The organism is Ancrocorticia sp. (genome assembly GCF_052089425.1).
GTDB lineage: Bacteria > Actinomycetota > Actinomycetes > Actinomycetales > Actinomycetaceae > Ancrocorticia.
Genome location: NZ_JBQCZW010000002.1, coordinates 101,471 through 124,316, shown reverse-complemented (window position 1 = coordinate 124,316; position 22,846 = coordinate 101,471). Strand labels below are relative to the sequence as shown.

Annotated in this window: 19 protein-coding genes and 2 pseudogenes; 12 read left to right on the top strand and 9 right to left on the bottom strand. The window is 60.4% G+C overall.

The window, feature by feature from the left end:
- Positions 1-130: 130 nt before the first annotated feature.
- The 4 genes from ACTHV6_RS01375 to ACTHV6_RS01360 all read right to left on the bottom strand — a co-directional run bounded on the left by ACTHV6_RS01375 (position 131) and on the right by ACTHV6_RS01360 (position 4,804).
- Positions 131-1,837: an LpqB family beta-propeller domain-containing protein gene (locus tag ACTHV6_RS01375; RefSeq protein WP_441385470.1), complete on the bottom strand. Its 1,707-nt coding sequence runs from the start codon at positions 1,835-1,837 to the stop codon at positions 131-133.
- A complete protein-coding gene (mtrB, locus tag ACTHV6_RS01370) occupies positions 1,830-3,566 on the bottom strand; it encodes an MtrAB system histidine kinase MtrB (protein WP_441385469.1) in 1,737 nt (578 codons plus the stop codon). Before mtrB ends, ACTHV6_RS01375 begins: the two co-directional genes overlap by 8 nt.
- Before the next feature lie 35 nt (positions 3,567-3,601).
- The gene (gene mtrA, locus ACTHV6_RS01365) at positions 3,602-4,285 is read right to left on the bottom strand and encodes an MtrAB system response regulator MtrA (protein ID WP_441385468.1); all 684 of its coding nucleotides are present in this window, start codon (positions 4,283-4,285) and stop codon (positions 3,602-3,604) included.
- An 81-nt stretch (positions 4,286-4,366) separates the two neighbouring features.
- Positions 4,367-4,804: a DUF3499 domain-containing protein gene (locus ACTHV6_RS01360; RefSeq protein WP_441385467.1), complete on the bottom strand. Its 438-nt coding sequence runs from the start codon at positions 4,802-4,804 to the stop codon at positions 4,367-4,369.
- Between the two features lie 45 nt (positions 4,805-4,849).
- On the opposite strand from ACTHV6_RS01360, the gene ACTHV6_RS01355 reads away from it, so the two are divergent.
- Complete coding sequence (locus tag ACTHV6_RS01355; protein ID WP_441385466.1) at positions 4,850-5,281, top strand: metallopeptidase family protein; 432 nt, start codon at positions 4,850-4,852, stop codon at positions 5,279-5,281.
- Here ACTHV6_RS01355 and ACTHV6_RS01350 read toward each other — a convergent pair.
- The 4 genes from ACTHV6_RS01350 to ACTHV6_RS01335 form a co-directional block, all read right to left on the bottom strand.
- Positions 5,269-6,189, bottom strand: coding sequence for a CatB-related O-acetyltransferase (locus tag ACTHV6_RS01350; protein WP_441385465.1), 921 nt, complete (start codon positions 6,187-6,189; stop codon positions 5,269-5,271). The two genes, ACTHV6_RS01355 and ACTHV6_RS01350, sit on opposite strands and share 13 nt — an antisense overlap.
- A gap of 116 nt (positions 6,190-6,305) precedes the next feature.
- The gene (locus ACTHV6_RS01345) at positions 6,306-7,781 is read right to left on the bottom strand and encodes a DUF5719 family protein (RefSeq protein WP_441385464.1); all 1,476 of its coding nucleotides are present in this window, start codon (positions 7,779-7,781) and stop codon (positions 6,306-6,308) included.
- Positions 7,778-11,239 (bottom strand): glycosyltransferase, encoded by a 3,462-nt coding sequence (locus ACTHV6_RS01340; protein WP_441385463.1) that lies wholly within the window; start codon positions 11,237-11,239, stop codon positions 7,778-7,780. The genes ACTHV6_RS01345 and ACTHV6_RS01340 overlap by 4 nt, the downstream gene beginning before the upstream one ends.
- Positions 11,240-11,243: 4 nt before the next feature.
- Entirely contained in the window at positions 11,244-11,528 is a 285-nt protein-coding gene (locus ACTHV6_RS01335; protein ID WP_441385542.1) for a WhiB family transcriptional regulator, read from the bottom strand.
- 361 nt (positions 11,529-11,889) lie between these two features.
- Here ACTHV6_RS01335 and ACTHV6_RS01330 point away from each other — a divergent pair, with 361 nt between their 5' ends.
- The 4 genes from ACTHV6_RS01330 to ACTHV6_RS01315 all read left to right on the top strand — a co-directional run bounded on the left by ACTHV6_RS01330 (position 11,890) and on the right by ACTHV6_RS01315 (position 14,644).
- The gene (locus ACTHV6_RS01330; RefSeq protein ID WP_441385462.1) at positions 11,890-12,771 is read left to right on the top strand and encodes an inositol monophosphatase family protein; all 882 of its coding nucleotides are present in this window, start codon (positions 11,890-11,892) and stop codon (positions 12,769-12,771) included.
- Between the two features lie 29 nt (positions 12,772-12,800).
- On the top strand, positions 12,801-13,604 hold the full coding sequence (locus tag ACTHV6_RS01325; protein ID WP_441385461.1) for a TIGR03089 family protein: 804 nt from the start codon (positions 12,801-12,803) through the stop codon (positions 13,602-13,604).
- A gap of 189 nt (positions 13,605-13,793) precedes the next feature.
- Positions 13,794-14,324, top strand: a complete 531-nt coding sequence (locus ACTHV6_RS01320; protein WP_441385460.1) for a GNAT family N-acetyltransferase — start codon at positions 13,794-13,796, stop codon at positions 14,322-14,324.
- Between the two features lie 50 nt (positions 14,325-14,374).
- Positions 14,375-14,644 (top strand): type II toxin-antitoxin system TacA family antitoxin, encoded by a 270-nt coding sequence (locus ACTHV6_RS01315; RefSeq protein WP_441385459.1) that lies wholly within the window; start codon positions 14,375-14,377, stop codon positions 14,642-14,644.
- A 193-nt stretch (positions 14,645-14,837) separates the two neighbouring features.
- On the opposite strand, the gene ACTHV6_RS01310 is transcribed toward ACTHV6_RS01315, so the two are convergent.
- Positions 14,838-15,863 carry a hypothetical protein gene (locus ACTHV6_RS01310; protein ID WP_441385458.1) on the bottom strand — a complete coding sequence of 342 codons (1,026 nt, stop codon included), beginning with the start codon at positions 15,861-15,863 and terminating at the stop codon, positions 14,838-14,840.
- 512 nt (positions 15,864-16,375) lie between these two features.
- Here ACTHV6_RS01310 and ACTHV6_RS01305 point away from each other — a divergent pair.
- The 7 genes and pseudogenes from ACTHV6_RS01305 to ACTHV6_RS01275 form a co-directional block, all read left to right on the top strand.
- Positions 16,376-17,329 carry a sugar phosphate nucleotidyltransferase gene (locus tag ACTHV6_RS01305; protein ID WP_441385457.1) on the top strand — a complete coding sequence of 318 codons (954 nt, stop codon included), beginning with the start codon at positions 16,376-16,378 and terminating at the stop codon, positions 17,327-17,329.
- Positions 17,330-17,468: 139 nt separating this feature from the next.
- Positions 17,469-18,587 carry a hypothetical protein gene (locus tag ACTHV6_RS01300; protein WP_441385456.1) on the top strand — a complete coding sequence of 373 codons (1,119 nt, stop codon included), beginning with the start codon at positions 17,469-17,471 and terminating at the stop codon, positions 18,585-18,587.
- A gap of 25 nt (positions 18,588-18,612) precedes the next feature.
- A complete protein-coding gene (locus tag ACTHV6_RS01295; RefSeq protein WP_441385455.1) occupies positions 18,613-19,188 on the top strand; it encodes an NUDIX hydrolase in 576 nt (191 codons plus the stop codon).
- A gap of 132 nt (positions 19,189-19,320) precedes the next feature.
- Positions 19,321-20,859 carry an Ltp family lipoprotein gene (locus ACTHV6_RS01290; protein WP_441385454.1) on the top strand — a complete coding sequence of 513 codons (1,539 nt, stop codon included), beginning with the start codon at positions 19,321-19,323 and terminating at the stop codon, positions 20,857-20,859.
- A pseudogene (locus ACTHV6_RS01285) lies at positions 20,804-21,055 on the top strand (NAD-dependent epimerase/dehydratase family protein); the annotation flags it as partial. The gene ACTHV6_RS01290 and the pseudogene ACTHV6_RS01285, both read left to right, overlap by 56 nt.
- Before the next feature lie 85 nt (positions 21,056-21,140).
- Positions 21,141-22,412 carry an LCP family protein gene (locus ACTHV6_RS01280; protein WP_441385453.1) on the top strand — a complete coding sequence of 424 codons (1,272 nt, stop codon included), beginning with the start codon at positions 21,141-21,143 and terminating at the stop codon, positions 22,410-22,412.
- Between the two features lie 3 nt (positions 22,413-22,415).
- Positions 22,416-22,846 (top strand): annotated as a pseudogene (locus ACTHV6_RS01275) (hypothetical protein); the annotation flags it as partial.

Below are 22,846 nucleotides of genomic sequence, written 5' to 3'. Positions count from 1 at the left end.
TCCCGGATATGAACATTTGCCCATGGTCCGCCACACTGTGCGCGCACAGCCGCGGCTATCCACAGCCCGCAATCTGGGGATACGGCGGGGCTTGGGTAGATGGGTTGTTTGGGGATACGGGGCGGTTTTGTTAACCGGGGAACGCCACCGCGTCAACTGACGTGGTGATGTTCCGCCACGCGCCGCCGGACCGTCCCATGACTGTGCCGGTATCGGTGAGGATCACAACCGACTGTTCGCCGCGCCCAGCTGTCATTGACGCCGTGTTCGTGCCTTGGAGCGAGGCAAGGCGGGTGGTGGGGCCACCAACCTTGACCGAGTACAGGCTGGTATCGCTTCCGGCCGATGTGCGGCCGAGTACCACAAGTTCTGTGGGACCGATCCACGCAACGGAAGAAACACCGGTCAGGCGCTGGCCCACCCGAATAGGTTCGGACAGAGAGATGGGAGCGTCATCGGCGTTACGCACAATTCCGGCGGAGAACATGGCCGTCTCGCCGCCTGTATCCGCCACCACAACGATCCGCGATCCGTCACGGGACACAGCGATGTTGCGCACGGTCATCCCCTCAAGCCACGGTGCAGCCACAGGGTTCGTCGCGTTCTCCTCGGGTCCCTCGAAGCGCGTCGCGAAGGCCGTCAGACCGCCCTCATTCGAGCGGTCTCCTGTCCACACAAACCCGTCCTTATCGAAGGAGGGCTCAACAAGATCAGATCCGGTGGCCACCACGTTGTATGACTCTGCGCTCGGATCCATGACGTACAGCGAATCCCCGTCATCACCAATCGAGGCGTACAGCGGATCATCCGATGAATAGCTCACGGCAAGGCCCTCAAGGCCCGCATCGCTCATATCCAGGCCGGAAACCCCAACGGGTTCCCCATTGACTTCCACCGCGGGATCGCCACCGCTCAGCAGGGAAATCCCGTAGGAGCCATAGGGATAATCGGACAGGTTAACCGCATCGTTGTCAACAAGCGGAGTCCCCTGCGCGGTCACTTCCACATCTTGCACGGATTCGGCGGCCATGACAGTTTGGGTGATCTGCTCGGTCACATTCGCGCGTTCAGATTCGGACAGTGAGAGCACGTTGCCAGATAGCTCAACGGTGGCCACAGAATCCTCAACGTTCACAGGCCGCACGAGTTTCGTGTCCGTTGGAATAGAGGACGTCAGGCCCTCCGCCAACCACGGCGAAGGCCCGGCAATCAGGGCGTTGACGGCGCGGGTTGCCGCCTCTTGGCGCGGGAACCAGCGCAGGTCCGCCACAAGCGTCTGCTGATCCCATGAGAGGAAGTACACCGGAGTTTCCGTGTAGAGCTGGCTGAAGAAGGTGTGCTCGGATAGCAGCACCCCGTCATCAAGGTTGGCGATCCGCCACTGCCCATCGCTATCACGCGCCAAGGAGAAATCAGAGATAGTGACAGCTTCGTTGAGTGATTCGGTATAGGTGCCATCGGAGGCAAGGGTGCCCAGTGATCCGACTTTTGCCCGGACTGCGCCGGTTGAGGTTCTACTGGTCTGGATGGACTGGCTGTCCGGATACACTCTGACCTGCGCGAACGGATCCCATTCGGCGGAGGTTGCGGACAAGAGATACTGCCGTGCCACGGCGAAGTTATCCTCAACTCCCGCGCGAGAGGCAATCAAGAAGCCCAGAACAATCTCCTCCGGGGTGGCATCTTCTGCGGGCGGCTGCCCCACGAGCCCCACGTTGGAGTCCACTCCACCCGAGGGATTCACGGTGTGGACGTCGCCCGAACGCGGCAGGCTCGAACAGCCGGAAACAACCAGCACTGCTGCCACGAGAAGAGCAAGTAGGCGGAATCTACGCATGATCGTCCTCCTCGGGTCGCGAGCCATTCTTGCCACGTTCCGTCTCGCCACCTTCCGGTGCCTCTAGCTCCGCGGCCTCTATCCCCGCGCCCTCAGCATCCTCGGCCTGCGCCACGTGCCCATCATCCAGCTCGGGATCATCGAGTTTGTCCCAGTCCTCCTGTTCGGCGGCAACGCGAAGCGCCACGGGAGAAACGATCTTCATGCGCGGCTCGCGCGGCAAGGTGAGGAGGAAGGTGGAGCCCACCCCCAGAGTTCCCGAACACTGCAACCGCCCGCCGTGCAGCATGGCATCCTCACGGGCGATGGTCAGGCCCAAACCGGTGCCACCGGACTTACGGACGCGGGAGGTATCGGCGCGCCAGAAGCGATCGAATACGTGGGAGGCCTGTTCGTCCGTCAGGCCAACGCCATGATCGGACACTTCAACGGATACTGCGTTGTTTCCTCCAACGATGCGGATGAGGACGGGCCGGCATTCGGCATGCTCCAGAGCGTTGACCACAAGGTTACGGATAATGCGCTCCACGCGGCGCGGTTCAACGCTGGCAGTGACGTCACCCTCGCTGCGGATGTGCACGGCCACACCATTGGATTCGGCCAACGGTTCCTGAGATTCCACAACGGTGTGGACCAGTTTGGCCAGATCCGCCTGCTCGGTGGCCAGCACCATGGCGCCGGCATCGAATCGCGAGATCTCCAGCAGATCGGAAAGCATCGTATCCAAATTGATGAGCTGGCCGTGCTGGAGTTCAGCACTACGCCGCAGCGCGGGCGGCAAATCAGCGCGCTTGTCATAGATCAGCTGCCCGGCCATACGAATGGTGGTCACAGGAGAGCGCAGCTCGTGGGACACGGCGGAAACGAACTCTTGCTGAACGGCAGACATCCGCTCCAGCCGCCCGACTTGATCAGATATCGATTCCGCCATTTGGTTGAAGGATTCTGCTAGGTGGGCCAATTCGTCGTCGCCCCGAACAACCATGCGCGCATCGAACGCGCCATCGGCCAACCTCTGGGCGTTCCTTGAAGCCTCCTGAACCGGGCGCAACACCATGCCCACAACCAACCACGCAATCAACGCGAGGAGGAAAACGAGCACCACGGCCCCCGCCGTCAAAATCCCGGTGACCAGGCGGACGGTGCCTTCCTGCTGCTCGAACGAGTAGGCCACGTAGTATTCGTAAGTGCCAGCGCCCTGAACGTTGAGCGGCGCACCCACCACGATCCCCGGGCTGGTGCCGCCACTGGAGTTGGGAAGGGCGACGGATTGCCAGTGAATCCCTTCAGAATTGGGGATCGCCGTTCGTAGCTCCGGTGAGATGAGATCGCGAATCGCCACTGAGGATTGCGTATAGGGCTCAAGGATCGGCAACGCGGATTCGCTCTGGTCCGGTGCGCGCATCATCGCTGCACCCATGACGGCGCGAATGGGATCGTACTGGGCTTGGACGATGGCGTTGGCCTCATCCTGAATCTCGCCAACCGTGGGTGAACCCATGGCATCAAAGGTGGTTTGCGCGTTGGAGCGCGAGGCCTCAAACAGATCAACGGCGGTGGTCACTTCACGTTCAAACAACTGCGATCGAACCTGCGAAACGATCACCGTGCCGGCGGCCAACATAGCAACAACACCGGCCGCCATGACAAGGGACACCACCCGGACCGTGAGGGAAGCCCGCCACCACATCCCCAGCGATTCAAGCCGGTGACGAAGAAGGTCAGCCACCCCCGCCCGGCGATGATAGTTACCCCCCGAGCGTTTCACTCTTGGACGGCTCCCGCACGGTAGCCAACGCCGCGGATGGTCACCACAACTTCCGGATGATCCGGATCCTTCTCCACCTTAGAGCGAAGGCGCTGGATATGAACGTTCACGAGCCGCGTATCAGCGGAATTATGCCGGTATCCCCACACTTGTTCCAGCAGCTCCTCGCGGGAAAACACCTGCCACGGCTTGCGGGCGAGCACCGAAATAAGATCGAACTCAAGCGGCGTCAGCTTCAAATCTTCGCCGCCGCGCAGCACCTGATGGCCTTTGAGATCCACGGTCAGATCGGCGATCCGCAGGGTCTCAGATTCGGGCTCTTGGCGGCGCAAGCGGGCCTTGACACGCGCCAGCAGCACGGAGTTCTCGAACGGCTTGGTCACGTAATCATCCGCGCCGGCTTCGAGGCCGCCGATCACATCAAGTGAATCGGTGCGTGCGCTCATCATAATGATGGGAACATCAGATTCCTCGCGGAGCTGCTTGCATACGCTCACGCCATCAAGCCCGGGCAGCATCACGTCCAGCAGCACAAGATCTGGGCGTTCGGCACGGAACAGCGCCAGCACACTGGAACCGTTGGCGCACACCGTCACGTCATATCCCTCTGATTCAAGAAGGATTGCGACCATCTCCGAGATGGCTGGATCATCGTCCACAACGAGAATGCGAGTGCTCATGGTATCCATATTCTCACGCCCGCACGATTTTTGCCGAGCGCAGCGCCCGTAATGAGATTCGAACGTGGGAGATTTCGGGGATTAGACCGCGGAATCCGTAGTTGGTGCTGAAGAAAGTGGAGAGGACGGCGACGACGACGAGGCCTCCGATCCCGCAGGCACCATCGCAAGCTTGCCACGATGGTCAGGGACGTCTGAATCAGTTCGGAAGATGCCGCGGGCCGGCCGGCTGGGCTCAGGAACATCGCGTGTGGCGGCTTTGCGGATCTCGCGCACGAGGGTCTGCAAATCTGCATCCGATGGCGGCGCCGGCTCAAACTCCGTGACGAGGCGGACCATGGACCACCCGCGCGGAACCGTGACCGAATGAGCGTGTGATGCACACAGATCAAGCGCGCCGGGTTCTGCCGTTGGGGAAAGCGGCCCTAGGACTGCTGTTGCATCCTCATAGCCGTACGTCATCGTTGCCACTGCCGCCTCATGGCAGTGCAGCCGGGAACATTCGCGAACATGACTCACAGTAGTCAACCGTACCATCAGGCAGGTTCAGGCTAGGCTGGGAACATGTCTCAGTTGCCACCCATGAGGGGCCACGGCAAGCGGCGCGATCGCCATGGCCGTGGCCTGCGCGGCCCGGTGATTCCCGGCGCTCTTCCCGCCGCGCGCACCCGGGCCGATAAGTTCGATGATTTGATCGGCTACGATCTGGCAACCTACCGCGCCCACCTTGGGGCGAAGATGAAGCATCTGGACTTCGGCGTGCTGGATGTGCCCGAATATGATCCCGCCCCGTGGGAGGACGGCGTGCCCCTTGCCCGTTACATCCCGTTCGAGCGCCCCGCCAAAATCACCGGCCGCATCGTGTTCTACCGTATGCCCATCCTTGCAGCGGCCTCCCGCGCGGGCGATCCGCGGTTGTTCATCCACGATATCGTCACCGGCCAGTTGGCCTCCGCGCTTGGGCGCCATCCCGAAGATATCGATTATCTGCGGTAGCGATCTCCGCCCCAGCTGTTCCGTGCCCTGCGCAGGATCTTCTTCGCAATCTTCTGGCCGACGGTCCTTGGCTTCGAGCGGGTGCTATTGGGCTTCGAGCCAGCAGGCTTTGGCTGTAGCGCCGGATCCTGTGGATCTAGCGTGATGGATCGCGGCTCGTAGCGATCGATGTGCCCCGCATCAATTCTCTCAAGGATGCTGTCAATATCGCGTGGATCGTTGGAGAACACCTGAGAGGGTTCATACTCCCACCACTGCGATTCGAGTAGAGCCTGGACCCTCTCCTCTGGAAAGCGCATCCGGATGTGTTTGGCAGGATTGCCACCAACAATCTCATATGGCGCCACGTCTTTCGTTACCACCGAGTCTGCGGCGATAACCGCCCCGGTTCCGATCGTGATCTTGGGTGCGAGCGTGACGTTTGCACCGATCCAGACGTCATTGCCGATCACTGGGAAGGCGGGCGGCGTGACGGAGAAGCCCTTCGAAAACGCGCGAACTTCTTCAGTTTGGACCGTGGAGAACAGCTGGTTGTTCGGGCGGAACATTGCCGCGGAGCTTGTGAGCGTATCGAGGGGATGCGCCGAATCGAGGAACCCGAGCCCCTTGGAAATCGAACAGTATCTGCCCACCGTCAGCGGCTCAGGAAGGGCGGAGAAGCTGTAGGTAAATGATCCGACACTCGCAAAGCCGTGGCTTTTGAGGCCACCCGGGAAGCCCTTATAGGCGCCGCCGTAGATGCCCACGTTTTCCTCAATGGTCACAGACTGGTGAAACGTGAGGACGTCACCAGCGTGCATCCATCCGTACCTGCCCTTATCGGGAGGTGCAGAGTTGAACTTGGGGAGAATGTTGTGATCGTACAGCGCAGCAAGGAGTTCATCGGTTATCACGAGAGACTTCGGCATAGGGGCTAGGCTACCCCGGACAGATACGTGTGCCTAGGCCCAGTGGCCCCTCGAATTGTGCCGATAAAACCTGCAAATTTCCCTGTGAATCTTCGAGGATAACGATCAGGGAGCAGCTAGTTGCTCAGGGCAATGCGCTGGGTGCTCTGCGAGGATTCGAAGCTGGTGAGAGGGACCCAATCGATGCCAGCGCCATCGGCCAACGCGGGCTGAGCCCGGATGGCTGCCCTGACGGGCTCCTCCGATTCGATCACAACGCCCACGGAATCATCCGGCATACTGAACGCGGCATAGGCGCCGGATTCAGCCTGAACGGTTTCGGGTTCGCCCGGGGTTCCATCCTCCATGATTGGCGTGACATCCACGCTGACAGGGGTGTCCGAGGCCCCCACGATTCCGAGCGTGGCCGGCACATTGCCATACATTACCGTGGCGTTTGTGTAACTCTCAGACGCGGCGGCCCACGCAATATCGCGAGCGCCGCTCTCCTCATCGATAGCGGTCAGCTGCACACCCGCGGCAACGGCCGTGTACGCCGAAACGTTCACCGCGTAATCGCCCGGATCTACGCCGTCTAGGGAGAGATCAAGAACAGATCCGGGAGCCACCGTCACATCGGAGCCGCCCGGCAGCTCTGTACTTCCTTCTTCGCCAGTTAAGGAGACTCCAACCGTTGCTGCATCGGAGCCCGGGTTAACGATCCGCAGCACGGGCGAGGGCGTGCCTCCCCCGGCGGATAGACCAACCCCGGGTATCACTAAGGACTCAGCTGTTGCCGATCCGGTGATGAAGCTGACGCCTCCGGGAGTGGCCCCATCCAGAGTGTTTTGTTGCAGCGATACGCCCACGGCGCCCGATGCGGTGGTGGCATGCAGGGCGATACGGGAATCACCCGGTATCACGCCATCAAGATCCACGCGTTCCGTGCTGGCTGGAGGTACGGCCACCGTGGCGTTGGATCCCAGATCCAGCCGGCCAACAGATCCAAAGGCTTCAAGATTGACGGTGACAGACGTTTGGCCAGGATTAGTGATCACTAGCTGATTGGACGTTCCTACATCACTCGTGGAGCCAACAAGCCATGTGTCAGCGGAGCTGCGGACGCACGGGCTTGCGGCCATACCGCGTGTGTCCCCAGCCATAGCGATGTGGACGGTGGAGGCGGCCATGTGCACCCCATCGGCACCGTCCTCAGTGGCGTCTTCGGAGGTTTCCTCGGCGCCGTCCTCAGTTGGCTCTGTAGCACTGCCATCCTCAGCACTCAGTGTGCCGGTCAGTTCACTCGATTCGTTCCAGTACGATGGCGATCCGTCAAGCGGCGTGGTGTCGTCACCAGACGTCAGCTCGGCGCCAGCCGGATCGGCAAACGCCCACGAGGTGAGGGAGACGTCCTCATCGATCTCCTCCACATCGATGCCCTCTTCGAGCGTGCGTTCAAATCCGCCGCCGCACAGGATCGATGCGGCAGCCTGCCCCTCATCAATTTGTGGGGCAAGCTGGGGACCGGCGGGTTCTGGGGCGCTCAGCACAACCGCCCCGCCCGCGATCACGCACAGCGCCAACGCTCCAGCACCCGTGACAAACGACCTCACGATTCATACCTCTTCCGCTTCAACGGCAAAGCCACGATCACCGCGATACCTATCACTGTCACCTGAAGGATGCCCGGCCACGGAATGGATGGGCCATGGCCAATTGCCAATTCGCCGCCATCGTTAGGAAGCTCCCATGCTTGGCGCCAGCCGTGCGTAACGGGCGTGAGCGGTTCGCCGTCCAGAGTGGCGCGCCATCCAGAATCGGCACGCTCAGCGAGAACTAGGAGGCGTCCTTCGGGCCCGGCCTTCACCTGAAGCTGGGCCCCGATAATGCCTGATTCCAGAGCAATGTCCGTGGGCTCATCCGTTTGTGTAGATTCGTCGGCTTCTTCGGCGTCAGCTTCCTCGTCGTCAGCCTCTTCATCGGCCACCTCATCGCCCGAGTCCAGATCCATTTCCGCAGGTTGCGCGGGCTCCGTGATTCTCAGCCGTGACACGGCGGATGCCCCCGCATCGGACCCCGTGCTCACGCGCCAGAAGGCACCGATCGCGTTCTCCGTGACATACTCGAGACCGCCCAAGCTGCTGAGCTCACCCACCAGAGCGGGCCGCGCAGAGTTGCCCTCATCCTGAGGCACAACAATCATCGAAATCGCGTGATCGCCGAAGATCTGTGCCGCCTCGCTGCCACCACCGCTGATATCGGCGATACCGGCAGCCAAGTCCCCTCGCGCATCCGCTGCTGAGGTATCTGCCCCAAGGGCATCTACATCCTGAATCCCGCTGATCATGGATGTTTCGTACAGCTGGGTGCCATCGCCGCGCAGCACGCGGGCTTCGATACCCTCGGCGCCCGGCTCCAGCATGAGGACTCGCGAGCGCGCACCGCTCCGCTGCTCCGTACCCGCGATGGCGGGAATGGAAGCCTCGGCGGTCGCGAGCTCACCGTTGCGCACATTGTTCACTGCCCACAGGCCTGCAGGGGCAATGGCTCCCACCGCGACTGCTGCCACGATCAGCCCGGCCCCGAGCTGGCGCAGGCCGAACGAATACTGACGCAGGACGGCACGCATGCCGTCACCGGCGTTGATCAACACTATCCACAGGCCAAGCGTGGCGCCTGATAGTGCGATGCCCGCCCACGGGCTCATCGGGGTGAGCGTGCCACCGGAGGTGCTCACAGCGGTAGAAATCCGCGAATCGGCCAGCGCCCACAGATACCCGGCGGCGATGGCGATCCATCCCCACCGAATCCACGCGCGCCGATGGTTGCGGAACAGGCACAGGACGCCCACCGCCAGCACGAGGACAAATCCGGCGGCTGTCAGAAGCTGAGGTTCGCTCAGCCCGGCCACGGTACCTTCTTCTAGCGTGGGCGAGAGAGTGAGGATCCCCAGCTGTGAGGGCTGGCTTGAAACCGCCGCGCCAGGCACGGAGAAGAGGAAGCGCCAGCTGCCAGCGGCAATGAATGAGGGAGCCATGAGCACCACGGCCGGCACGGGAATCCACAACCATCCCCACCGGCGGCGCAGAACTGCCGCAACAATCACGCCAAGGAGAACTACTAAGGTCAGCGGCGCTGCCGCGCACATCACGGCAAGAACAAGCGAGGCCCGCCCAACGAGGGCCGCGGAACGCTCGCGCCAGCACCTGACCACAAGGGACAGAGCCAAAGGAGCGAGAACATGCCATACAACCCCGGCCACCTGTCCAACATGGACGGCGCCAAGCAGTGAAGGAGCAAACGCCCACAGCAGCCCTGCCGCACATCGCAGCTGCGGAGAGGCGGTGAACGTGCCAGCAGCACGGTATGCCGCCATGGCGGCGAGCGGAACTCCCAGCAGAATAATGGCCGTGGCAACGGCGCCGAGCGATCCGCCGAAGGGCTGGCTGAGAGCTACGAACGGGGAGAGCACCAGCCATAGGGCATCGATGGGACCGTTGACGCCATCGCCGCTGGGCAACCACCCGGAGGCGGCCATCGAGGCCAGTTCCCGGATGCCCGCCCCATCGGACAGAAGCGCTCCGCCTGCCAATGCGCCACGTCCGACTTGCTGGAGCAAGCCAGCCGCAGCAACCAGAACGGCAACGATGAACGTTGCAAGGCCCCACGTGTGAGTGCGCCGGCGCAGCTGGCGTTGTTCGGCAAGCACCAGCGGGTCCGGCATGGTAGCCATCTCCGCCGCGTCGCGCAGGGCTTTCCGTTCGGCCCTTTGAGCCTGACGCACGTCCTGCCCAGAATCCTCGAGCGTCCGAAGCACGGAGTGGGAGACCTTGGTGGCCTTCGTCAATCTGCGGCGCCCACGCGCCATATCCGCCGTCTTGGCAGCGAAACGCAGGCCGCCCAACAGCTCGGGCCAGGCCATATGCGGTTCTTTCATCGCCAGCCGCACGAGGGAGCGCAGTGGCGCCGCAATAATGTAGGCCACCCACAGGAAAGGCACGGCAAGAAGCGGAGCGGCAATCACCGCGTTGTAGAGCTGAGCTGACCGCCGCGCCGCAAAGGTGCTTCGCGCCGGCCGGCTCATCGATTCCTGAGCATGACGCACAACGGCACGCGGCACCACTGCCACGCGCCACCCGCCAGCCCACATCCGCCGGGATGTTTCCAGCCCATCGCCAAATGGTCCAAGAGCGGGATCAAGCCCGCCTATCGCCCCAAGTGCCTCGCGCCGCACGAGCATGCCGGCGCTGCCAACTCCAAGAACGTCTTCACGCCCATCCAGCTGGCCCTGATCACGATCACCCTTACCAATTTCGGGTACACGGCGCCCTGAACGTGTTGCACGGATGCCGACTTCAAGCAGCCCTGCCCGGTTCTCCCAGCTCACCTGTTTGGGCCCGACGGCACCAATCTTCGAACTTGGCGAGGCGCGGCGAACCAGCCATTCGAGGCAATCCGGATCGGGAGCCACGTCTCCGTGCAACAGCCACACCCATGTCTCTGTTGCCTCAGTATCCGTTGTCTCGGCATCGGCCAACTCAGCGTCGGCCAACTCCGCACCAGCTGCCTCGTTACCGGCCGGAGCCTCGGGATCAGCTGCACCCGCAGACGCGGGAGCGCCGCCATGACCCTCAGTTCCAAGGGCACTCTGTACGGCCGCAGAGAAGGTAGCGGCCCCGGTTGCTTCCACCGTGTAAGCAATCCCGGATTCGGCGAAATGGCTCCCCACGGCCTCGCGAACGGATTCCACATCACCACGGCCAGCACCCTCGCCAGCAGCACCACCATCGCCAGCCACCAGCACGTCCACACGCGATGGCCGAAGGGTTTGAGAGGCAACGGAACGTAGGACGCGGGCGAGCCGCGGGTTATCGGCGTACGTCACCAACACGGCCACGCAGTCGCTTTTTAGGGAAGAGGGGAATGGTTCTTCGCCGTCGTCGTCGTTCTTATCATCAACGGGACTAGGCCGCGCCGCGTTCTCCCCGGAATACGTATCCAGGCTCGCGGAAGCAACGGGAAGCCAATCGGCTTCTCCCAAGGGCTCGAGGTCCCCGTGTTCGCGGGCCAACGAGCTATGCGCCCATACCGCTCACGCGCCGGCGTTCGCGGGAGAGGCGGCGGCGATCATTATCGGACATTCCGCCCCAGATGCCGTGACGAATATCGTGAGAAATGGCGTACTCCAAGCATTCGGCCTGAACCAAGCACTGTGAACACACGCTGGTAGCCGGCGTTGTTGACCCGCCCTTTTCAGGGAAAAAGATATCGGGATCGGTTTCCGCACACAGCGCGAAATCTTGCCATGCCAGTTCCTCCCCGGAGGCGGTGCCGTAACCTAGATCAAAGATGCCCAGCATGAACTGCTGCGCATCCTCGCGGCTGAGATCGTGTGCCTCTTCTGAGGGGGTCCACTCAGGCAGAGTTGGCATCGTTGTTCTCCTCGCTACTCAGGTGGATTGTCTCCCAAAATTACACGCGTGTCATTCACCAAAGTCAAGACATAAGCGATAGATTTACTCTTTCACTCAGTTTCCTCCCAGCTACCACCCGCCGCCCTACCATCGATGAGAATCCGCCCAAACCAGCGTATTCACGCGGATCGTGGCCGGGTCCGGGCGCCCTCTTCACGCGCTGCGACGCGCCGAGAAGCGCCACGCCCATCTCATTCTGTGGGCAAGGGCACCCAGCCTCCCAATCACTTCGTGGGACCATGGAACCATGACCACTTCGATCCAGCTCGCCGACATTGCCGAACAGGCCGCCCACGCGGTGTCCTCCTATCTGGTTGATGCGTTCGAGAATCCGGGAGCCGTGGAATACAAGGCCGATTTCCACGATGTTGTGACGGTTCATGACAAGGCATCGCAGGCGCAGATCGCGGATGTGATCTTCGCAGGTGCACCCGATTCGCTGATCGTTGCCGAAGAATCCTCAGAGCTTCTGACCGCGAGTGGAACGCCGAGTGAACCCGGCTCCAACGATGTGGTGTGGTACGTGGATCCGATCGATGGCACCTCCAACTTCGCCAGCGGGATTGATCACTGGTGCGTATCCATTGCCGCCGCGCGCGGGCGCGAGATCATCGCCGCCGTGATTCACCAGCCCACCACCGGCATCACCTATCACGCCGATGAAACGGGCGCCTACCGCAACGGGGTGGCCATGCGCGCCTTGGAGGTGCCCATCAAGCGCGGAGTATTCGCCACGTCCTACCCCTCCTCGCGGCTTGGGGATGAGTCCGATGCGCAGGCATTCTTGCGGCTTGTGCGCTCCGTCCGCTCCGTCCGCCGCCCCGGTTCCACAGCGCTTGAGCTGGCCGACGTTGCCGCCGGGCACCTATTGGCCGCCTACAACCGGGGCACGAATCCATGGGATGTGGCCGCCGGTTTGCTCTTGGTCCAGCGCGCGGGTGGATTCTATTTTGGGTTCGACGACGACGGCGGGCGCCCTAGCCCCGCCCCACAACACAGCGACGGCACAAAGCTTTACACCGATGATCTCGTGCACGCACGAAACTATGCGGGTGCTGGAACCAAGGAGGCGGCGGCCTTCTGTATCGAGATTCTCGGGCGGCCGGACATCGCCGCTCAGATTCAATGACAGGGCTGCTAGGAGCGGGGAGGCACTACATGACGAGCGCACTGGATCTATACAACGCACTCGTGGCTCGCGGCACCCAGCCCGCCCTCACTTGGTATGGGGACGATGGACGCATGGAGTTGTCCGCCAAGGTGGCCGCCAATCATATGGCGAAGATCGCCGGATATCTTGCCGACGAGGTGTGGCTAGACGAAGGGGCATCGCTGGTGCTCGATCTGCCTGCTCACTGGAAAACGTGCCTGTGGGGGCTCGGCGCGATGTTGGCAGGGCTGAAGGTGACGGTTGGCGGCGGCGAGGGCGGTGATTGTGCGGGCACGGATGGTACTGCTCGTGGTGCGGCGGCCTCTGGTCACACGGCGAGTTTCCCTGTAGATCGCCAGCTCATCGGATCGGCTACATCCGCCGATGCCATAGTGACGTCGAATCCCGCGAGCGCTCAGGCACCTGGCGTAACTGCCGGAACTGCAGGAGACGCCGCTGTTATTGCGCTAGATCTCGGCCCACTCGCCCTTTCGTGGACGGGCGCGCCGCTGCCAGCTGGCACCTTCGACGGCAGCGCCGAGGTGATGGGCTCTCCCGATCAGCTCATGGACGATTCGCGGCACGCGGCCGGGAACTTCGCTCAATGGGAAGCTGCGGGGGTGCTGGCACCTGATGGCCCACGTTTGGCTCTTGTGGGCGATGCCGCTCGCGACCCTGTCCGCATGGTCGCCGCGGCGGCATGGCAGCTCGGGCGCGGGTCGCTCGTTGTTGTTGCTGACGATTCGGACCCCACCACGGTGGCGAAAGCTGAAGGTGCGGAGAGCGCCAAGCTTCCCATGGACAGGTTATGACGCCGATGGACGCGGTATGCCATGTCCAAGTCGCACATAAGTAGTCCAACTCGAATTACGTTGGCGGCAGGGAGCACAGAAACTTCGGGCACCAGCCCAATTTTCGGGCCGCCAGCCCCATTTGGCGAGTTAAGAAGAACTGACCCGAGGCCCCCATTTTGTGGTGGAGTGCCTCAGTATGCTCTTTTCATGAATGACGACTCACCAGTCCTTGTACCGTACATGGCCAAGGCATACGACTATCGGAGTTTTTGTTGCGGAGAACCTCAACTCGACGAGTGGCTGACGCGAATCGCTGGCCAGAGTGAGAAGCGAAATGAAACTCGCACCCACTTGCTCGTTAACGGAACAGCAGAATCCCGTGAGATATATGGGTATTTCGCCCTTCAGAACTCACAAATCAGACCAGACGAGGCTTCTCATATTCGCCGGAAGAATTGGAAGTACCCGCTTCCAGCAACACTTCTCGCGCAACTTGCAGTTTCATCGGACCGCCAAGGGAAAGGGTTCGGCGGCCTTCTCTTGACTCACGCGATGAGAATCTCGGTTGCAGCCTCACAACTGAGTGGTAGCGCCGCCCTCCTCGTGGACTGCTTGAACGAGGAGGCCAAGAGCTTCTATGCGAAGTATGGGCTCAGGGCTTTTCCTAAAGAGCCAACTCGTCTGTTCATAACGATGTCTGACATGACTGGGGCGCTTGATAAGGAAGGAAACAGCTAGTAGTGTGTGTACACTGTACGGACAGTAGTTGAGAAGGGCGGGACAAGCTCATGGTGACGAGCGCTAAAGACAGCCGGATTGAGATTAGGGCAAGCTTGGAGACCAAAGCACAGCTCCAAGAGGCCGCAGCGCTTTCAGGGCAGGATCTTTCCTCTTTCATCTTGGACGCAGCGAGTGCAAAGGCTCGCGGGGTCTTGCTTGAAGGAACCCTTATCAGGCTCTCTGACGCGGACTTAGACGTTCTGGAAGCTGCACTCGATTCGCCGCCCGACCCAAGCCCCGCCCTAGTAGAACTGTTCCGCAAACATCGGAACAGCTAGTGGGGGCGAGCGGCCATTCGCCGAGCCCCCCTTGGACAGGTTATGACGCCTACGGACGCGGTATGCCATGTCCAAGTCGCACATAAGTAGTCCAACTCGAAATACGTTGGCCGCAGCAGGAGCTCGCAACCCATCGAGACATAGTTGATGGCGGGACACGCCCGCCATCGCCCTTCGAGGAACCATCTCCGCCCTAGTGTCTGCGCTCTTCGCTGAGAAGATACTGGGGAATCTTCTTCCACAGTAAGCCAGACAGTGGCACGACGGGAACACCGCAGTCTCGCAGCTGAACTCTGAGATTATCTGCCAGCCCAAGAGGGTCCTTCAACTGAAAAATGTTGATCCGGATCATACTCCATCCGGCCATTCGCAGGTCATCTTGACGTTTGAGAAACTCGTACTGTCCATGCCTAGTGCTGACCTTCTCGCCACCGTCAAACTCAATAATCACTCGATGCGCCGGAATAGCCATGTCCGCAAAGTACCGGCTGCCGTTGGCGCGGATCTCGAACTGCGTGAATATGTGCGTGGCGCCTGCCGTCCCACTACCTGTAGCGAAGTAGCCATTTTCGGCATCGCGAACAATGCAGTGGAGTAGCCATAGCACATATCCTTCCCCGGGTGTATCCATCCCAGAGTCAGCGATTTCCACGATCTTTCGCGTCTGCCGGGACATTTGGAATGGTGGCAACGAGTCGATATAGGCGAGAATTTTGGTGCGGAGTTTTTTCTCCCTATCGCGGGACTGTCGTTGACGATACATGTCAAAATCGGTGAGCCTCGACAGGACGGAACTCATCGCCACCACTCCAGCCATCGGATGGAGCAACCGGGCACTGTCAACCCCGATCGCCCACAAAGGTGGCGTAAGTATGCCGGCAACTTCTTTCGTCGTTTCGGTAATCGAAGAGGACGGAACCCTTCGCTCCGCAACCGCTGCGACGGTGGTCCCGTTGCACACAATGGCTGGCAACTTCTTCACGTTGCCGCGCCAAGGGGCGCCCGGTCGGAGGTATTCAATGTCCGTGGTCTCGAGCCACGAGGTGAGATCATGGAGCGCCAATGCCGCTTCTGCTGTCAAGACAGGAGGAAAATCGGAACTTTTGAATACCGAGAGAGACACCGCACGGGCTTGAGTGATCTTGCGAGCAGTCTCCCACCGCGGAGCACCGGCAGATATCGCCGCTGCTGGCAGATACACGCCGCGCCTTATTCTCATAAACTCAGGGTTTCGACAGTAGCGGTGTTCTCTGGCGTCTCTGCCAGAGGAAACCACTAGATCATCCAACGTAATGCTCATGGACCTATTGAGACAGAGCCCGCAATGTCATAGCGAGCGCGATTCGCACCTTGTGGATAAATCTCCCGCGAAGCCGTTCTGTGGAAACCTCGAGCTGGCCGTTCCCGAGTGCCGCTGCCCCATCTGGTAACCGCTACACTCCCTCACCTTTCAATCGCGTCGCCCTCGTCCTGCCGCCGCTCAAGCCCGTCGTCATCTGGACAGGTTATGACGCATATGGACACGGTATGCCATGTCCAAGTCCTCCAGAAATAGTCCAACTCTGGAAATTGAAGGCTGTGAAAGAGGGGAAATGGGCCAGAATGTGTGTAATGGGTGGGCGTGCAGCTTGAGTGCGGATCATTGGCAGTTGCTGTTAGCTACACGGAAACTAGCAAAGTGGCTGCTATTGACGGCGAAACGATCGCTCATTGGATTAAGTGAGAAGCTCTATGCGTGGCATTATTCTAGCTGGCGGCTCTGGAACCAGACTTAATCCCATCACATCAGGGATTTCCAAGCAGTTGGTGCCCGTGTATGACAAGCCCATGATTTACTATCCCCTCACCACGCTCATGCTGGCTGGCATACAAGATGTTCTCGTGATCACGACACCAGAGGACGCCCCCGCATTTCACCGGCTACTCGGAAATGGCTCGCAGTTCGGAATCAACATCGAATTCGCTGTACAACATGAGCCAAACGGTCTGGCGCAAGCCTTTGTGATTGGCGAGAGCTTCATCGGCAATCAGCCAGCTGGACTGGTTCTTGGTGACAACATTTTCTATGGCCCGGGGATGGGTACGCGACTGCGTCACCAAGTAAATCCTGACGGCGGTGCGGTGTTCGCCTACCATGTTTCTGATCCGTCAGCCTACGGAGTCGTGGAATTCGATGAGCAATTCACCGCAGTCTCCATCGAAGAGAAACCTCTGACGCCTCAATCAAGCTACGTCGTACCTAGCCTATATTTCTACGACAATGATGTGGTGGACATCGCGCGCAATCTCGCAACGTCCCCGCGCGGCGCAGTTCTAGATTTTGCCGTGGATATCCGTGTGGGCTCACCAACGTTTGGCCTCTACGATTCCGTTCTGCTTGACAATACGGACCGCCGTGCCATCTACCTGTTAGAAGGCCTCGGGCACGTTTTCGTGGCGCTGGAGGACAACTCGACCGTCGCCTACATGTGCGCGGCAGAGTATGCACCGGGCCGCGAGCACGGTGTTAACCCCCTGTGCGAAGAGGTGGGAATTCCCTACTCGAAGGAGGGACGCGATGGTCAGCCCCTTGAGCTCTTGCTCTCACCGAAGGACACTGAAGCTCCCGGACTCCATGAGGCAGCACAGGCAGGACTGCTCCCCACGTGGGATGCATGCCAAGAATTTGCTGCACCGTTGAGTTAGCTCACCAAGTACGGTGCTCGGCGAGTGGTGAACTCAAGAACGACCACGCTCGTATCTTCGGCACTGGAACAATCATTATTCGTCCGTCGGCGCCGCAATAGTGCCTCCACCTACCACTCCACCCAACTATAATTTCTCCATGTACACACGGACAGCAGGGCACCTCGCCAGCCGCATCCTCATCGCCGAACTCGATTCCATGGCTCAAGCGGAGCGGTACGCTACCGACCCGGAGCTGGCGACGGCCCAGCTCAGCGGCATGCTACGCACTGGCCGCCTGATTTCGGAGGCCGTGCTTGTTACGGACGTCATGCTCCTTGACGGCACCTACTTCATGACCCTCGGTCCGGAGGGGGTGCTGAGGGAGCTCGGGGCCCGGGATAGTGAGTTTCCCCTCGTCCTGACCGGCACGTCTGATTCGCTGACGAGCGCATTGAAAGAACGAGTAGATAACCCAGATTTTCCGTGGTCTCTGGAGGCGGTGACCACCGGGAATCAGGCGCCACAGTGGGTCAGGGATCGCTGGCAAGAGTGGATCAGCTTCGAGCAGCGAGGACTGATTCACTACGTAACGCAATCTGGGGAATTCGAGCTTCCAACGGATACAGCTAGGCCCGCGGTCGATTCGCCCCACAGGGAGCTCTTCACCGCACTCGAGAACGAAAAGACACGACGGAAGGCCATCAAGCTCATCAATGAGGGCAGTCTCAACGCGGCCGATCAGAAGAATGTGTTCCGCTGGTGGAACGATCTCTACCTTCGGGCGATCGCCAAGAGAGCGGACGCGGACTGGCTAAGCTTCGAGGCCCCCGAAACCCAGCCGCTGGACACGGGTCACAATGACGATTCGCTGCACCTCCCCCAGAAGCTCCTAACTTGGGCGCACGAATCGAATCCCGCCAGCATGGGCCTCGCCATGGATGCCACAGCCGACCAGCGCGAACATCTGCGTGGGTCCTACAGTATTTTTGAGGAACGCCGACGGTGGGGCGCAGTACGCAGCCTTGCCTATCAGGCAACTCAAGTATCGTCGATACCCACGAGGGGTCAGGTACTGAGAAGCGCATGGGCCAAGGTCATAGCTGCCATTGCCGCCTTCATTCTGGGAGCGCTGGAGTACATGGGGCTGTCGACATCGCGGCAATCAACGGCCCTGTCATTCTCGTCTTCCTTGCCCTCCTGCTTCTCAGTGCACTTCCATTCGACGAGATCCGCGATCTCATATCTCTGCTCCGAAGAGACCCGGGAGCAGAGCTGATCCTTCACCACGGCAGGAGCGAGTCATGACAACGCCCGAGGAGTCCTTTAGGTCCGTCTACAGCTCCCGCGACGGCCTTCCCGTCAGGCTGGAGGTGGTTGAGCGAACCAACGGGGCTGGCAACCGATACCTTCATCACCGGCTGGTGACGTCGGATGGGAGGGTGGGCGCCGTCGTCGTCGCCATAAAGCACGACAACTTACTCTTGGTTCGAAGCCACCGGAACGCGGTAGGAACCGACCTCTGGGAACTGCCCCGCGGTGCGGGAGAGGCCGCGGACTCCGAGCAGCCCGGCGACTCCGGCGTCCAAGCGGGGCGCCGGGAGCTACTGGAAGAAACTGGGCTCGCTACTGGGCGCGCGACCAAGCTGGGCGAATACGTACTGGACTCGTCCATTTATCCCCAACCCGTGGCCGTGGTGCTCTGCGAGGTGGACGCATCGCAGGAAGCACAGTCTGGCGATCACGAAATCGAGGAATCACGGTGGTTTACTCAGACTGAGGTCCTCCAGATGGTCAGTGGCGGCGAAGTTCGCGATGCCCACTCCCTCTCCGCGATTTTGCTCTGGCTGAATCGGGAAGAAGGCGGCGAAAAGCTGTAGGCGCGAGCGCCGCGAAAACTTGCTCTAGATCACTTATCTAAGTGATTGTCCCGTCCACTCCGGCGCAGTATGATCAAGCCATCATTGTAGCCCCCGAGTGACGGAGCCGGGGCTGAGACTTGTGAGGAAAACATGAATACGGACGCGCGCTTTGGCGGGGCACTGGACAAAGAAGTGAGCCACGTTACAAAGCTAATCAGCCTCATTATCGCAACTCTCTTAGCCCTCTCGGGTTTCTCTGCCATCCCGGCATATGCCGATGAGGAGCTACCGTCGGAACCGGGACTCAGCGAGACTCCCACCCTGCAGGCGCCACATCCGGGCATCCAAACGAGCGCACAGGTGGGTGATGTCCTAACCGTCTCACATGCTCGGGCATCAAGTTTCGTGCCCGTGGCCGACGGCGTGGATTATCAGTGGTTCCGAGGAGACATCCCAATCGCCGGAACTAACTCAACCACCTACACTGTGGTTTCCGAAGATCTGGACTCCGTCATTTCTGTCGTGGCCACTGGATATAAGGACGGCTATCAGGACACCTCGGTATCGTCGAACGCCACCAGCCCGGTCACGGCTGGCACCCTTGTCGCGGCCACACCGACAATTTCCGGCACGCTCAAGGTGGGCAACAATCTGACCGCCAAAATAGGTACCTGGACTGAGGGAGTAACTCCCACATATCAGTGGTTCGCAGATGGAAAGACGATCTCAGGGGCGACGAACGCCACCTATACGTTGACGACCGCCGATGCAGGCAAGAAGATCTCGGTTCAGGTGACCGGGGCGAAGACCGGCTACACCACTACCTCAAAGACGTCCGCCAGCACGAAGGCAGTGCCAAAGCTGGCGCTGACGAAGGCCACACCGAAGATTTCCGGCACCGCCAAAGTGGGCAAGACCCTGACGGCCAAGCCGGGCATATGGACCAAGGGCACCTCCCTCAAGTACCAGTGGTACCGCAACGGCAAGGCCATCTCTAAGGCAACAAAGCCTACCTACAAGCTGCAGCCCGCTGATGGCGGTAAGAAGCTCAGCGTGAAGGTCACGGGTTCGAAGGCTAGCTACACAACGGCCTCGGCAACATCCGCGAAGACCAAGGCGGTTGCCAAGCTCGCCTTGAAGAAGGGGACACCGAAGATTTCCGGGACCGCCAAGGTCGGTAAGACCCTGACCGTGAAGAAGGGCACATGGACTAAGGGAACCTCATTCAAGTACCAGTGGTACCGCAACGGCAAGGCCATCTCTAAGGCAACCAAACCCACCTACAAGCTCAAGGCGGCCGACGCTAACAAGAGGATCTCGGTGAAGGTCACCGGCTCGAAGGCGGGCTACAAGACAGCCTCCAAGACCTCGGCTTCAAAGACCGCCAAGCGGGCCACGCTCTCAATGGGCCAAAAGAACGCGATCGGGAGTGCCAGGGACTATCTGGACTTCATGGCCTTCTCTCGATCTGGGCTCATCGACCAGCTGAAGTTTGAGGGTTATTCCACGGCCAACGCTACCTTCGCCGTTGACTACATATCCCCGAACTGGAACAAGCAGGCGGCTAAGTGCGCACGAGAGTATCTCGATTACATGAGCTTCTCTCGCAAGGGCCTAATCGATCAGCTTATCTATGAGGGATTCACGAAGAAGCAAGCGGAATACGGTGTTAAGGCGGTTGGGTACTAATTGGCTGGCATTGGCCCCTTCAATTGATCGCGGCGATCTGGTGCGGACCCTGTTCATCACCACTGACGAGGTGTACGGGGACCTTCAGATTGGTGAAGATCGCCGCTTCCGGCCCTGTGAACCCTACATTCCGTCCTCTGCCTATTCCTCTTCCAAGGGTGCGTCAGATCTTCTGATTCGCGCATGGGTGCGCTCAGAAACCTGAGAATCTTCCATGTGGATTTGAGAATCTCCCCATAAAAATAGGTGACGAAAAAGCTCCTACCCGTATGATGTAGGGCGTGAGTAAAACTGGCCGCGCGGAAGCGCATCTCATTGCAGGAAAGTCGCCACGCCACATCGGGCGCGCCCTCCTGCTCATGCTCCTTGCCTTCCTGCTCACGATAAGCTCGGCGCTTGCCATTGGGTATTACAGCCTTCAAAGCAACATCAACCAAACAGATGTGAGCGATCTTTTGGGCGGGGACGAAACTGCCCCACCAATCGATCAGAACGAGGGGCGGCCTCTCAACATCCTCGTCCTCGGCTCAGATACCCGCGAGGGACAGGACATTGGCGGCGATGTAGACGGCATGAGAGCCGATACCACGATGCTGTTCCATATCAGCGAGGACCGGAAGCGGATTGACGTTGTCTCCATCCCGCGCGACCTCCTCGTAGAGATCCCCACATGTACCGTCCGTACGGGCGAGGATCTGGATGAGACGTTCGAAACCTCAGGCTCTTCACAGGCCATGTTTAATGCCGCTTTCTCCTATGGAGGACAGTCCGGTGACGTTCCGTCAGCGGCTGCCTGCTCCATGAAAACAGTGGAAAACATGACGGGCATCAAACTGGACGGCTACGTAGTGCTCAACTTCAGTTCCTTCCAGGACATCGTCAACGCCATTGGAGGCGTTCCGATGTATTTTGAGGAAGCAATTGACGATAAAGAAGCCAAGCTTCAGGTTCCCGCAGGATGCCGCCTTCTCGATGGCCAGCAGGCACTTGGACTCGCCCGCGCCCGCAAGACTCTCGGGGACGGCTCCGATATCAGCCGCATTGGCCGCCAGCAAGAGCTGGTCACTGCCATGATGAACGAAGTTCTCAGCAAGAACCTGCTGACAAACATGCCCTCCCTGTACAAGGTATTGGACGCCGCTACCGCTAACCTCGACACAAGCAAGGGGCTTGGCGATATCCCAACCTTGGGCGGGCTGGCAAACTCCCTGCGTAGCATCAAGATGGACAACATCCAGTTCGTCACCACACCATTCGATTGGGCGGGAAATCGCGTCACACCCAACGCGCAGTCCGATGTCCTGTGGGATGCACTCAGCGCAGATCAGGCCTTCACCACCAGCGAAGACGAGTGGGGCAACACAACAATAACGGTGGAGGAACCCAAATCCGCTGGCTCCGAGGCCACCGGCGAACCAACAGCTGAAGCAAGCACAGCTCCTGAGCCCACGACCGAAGCCCCTGAACCCGACGGCACAGAAACCTCTGAGCCTTCGACCGATTCAACCACGAGCAGTGCACCTGTGTGCACCAAGGACAACGCACAAGGGTAGGACATGTCCCAACCTCCATCTTTTAAACCCACGAACAAGCGCCGCAGGCCCGCCGCCCAAGGCGCAGAAAACGTGGGACACGGCGAACAGCCCCGAGCTGACCGAACACAGGTGTTCCGGCCAGAAGATGTGCCAAGCTCTGAGCCACGGCCCCGCCGCAGAACATCGCCCGCCGCGGCCAGCACTCAGCAACCGCCGAGTTACGCGCCCGCGGGTTCGGGGCAGCAAGAGCCAGAGCAGCCACCCCAACGCCCATCCGAACCCCCGCACCAGCAACAGCCACCGGCAGGGCCACCCGCTTCGCGACGCCCCCGGAAAAAGCGCCGCAAATGGCCCATCGTTCTGATCATCGTCCTAGCCCTCGTCATTGGCTGGCCTGGTTTCCTGATTGTTCACGGAAACAACAAGATGGAACACATGGATGCGCTGTCCGG

Coding starts and splice junctions, on each gene's coding strand:
- ACTHV6_RS01375 (WP_441385470.1), bottom strand. CDS start 1,837: ATGCGTAGATTCCGCCTACTTGCTCTTCTCGTGGCAGCAGTGCTGGTT.
- mtrA (WP_441385468.1), bottom strand. CDS start 4,285: ATGAGCACTCGCATTCTCGTTGTGGACGATGATCCAGCCATCTCGGAG.
- ACTHV6_RS01355 (WP_441385466.1), top strand. CDS start 4,850: ATGTCTCAGTTGCCACCCATGAGGGGCCACGGCAAGCGGCGCGATCGC.
- ACTHV6_RS01350 (WP_441385465.1), bottom strand. CDS start 6,189: ATGCCGAAGTCTCTCGTGATAACCGATGAACTCCTTGCTGCGCTGTAC.
- ACTHV6_RS01335 (WP_441385542.1), bottom strand. CDS start 11,528: ATGCTGGGCATCTTTGATCTAGGTTACGGCACCGCCTCCGGGGAGGAA.
- ACTHV6_RS01330 (WP_441385462.1), top strand. CDS start 11,890: ATGACCACTTCGATCCAGCTCGCCGACATTGCCGAACAGGCCGCCCAC.
- ACTHV6_RS01325 (WP_441385461.1), top strand. CDS start 12,801: ATGACGAGCGCACTGGATCTATACAACGCACTCGTGGCTCGCGGCACC.
- ACTHV6_RS01320 (WP_441385460.1), top strand. CDS start 13,794: ATGAATGACGACTCACCAGTCCTTGTACCGTACATGGCCAAGGCATAC.
- ACTHV6_RS01315 (WP_441385459.1), top strand. CDS start 14,375: ATGGTGACGAGCGCTAAAGACAGCCGGATTGAGATTAGGGCAAGCTTG.
- ACTHV6_RS01310 (WP_441385458.1), bottom strand. CDS start 15,863: ATGAGAATAAGGCGCGGCGTGTATCTGCCAGCAGCGGCGATATCTGCC.
- ACTHV6_RS01305 (WP_441385457.1), top strand. CDS start 16,376: ATGCGTGGCATTATTCTAGCTGGCGGCTCTGGAACCAGACTTAATCCC.
- ACTHV6_RS01300 (WP_441385456.1), top strand. CDS start 17,469: ATGTACACACGGACAGCAGGGCACCTCGCCAGCCGCATCCTCATCGCC.
- ACTHV6_RS01295 (WP_441385455.1), top strand. CDS start 18,613: ATGACAACGCCCGAGGAGTCCTTTAGGTCCGTCTACAGCTCCCGCGAC.
- ACTHV6_RS01290 (WP_441385454.1), top strand. CDS start 19,321: ATGAATACGGACGCGCGCTTTGGCGGGGCACTGGACAAAGAAGTGAGC.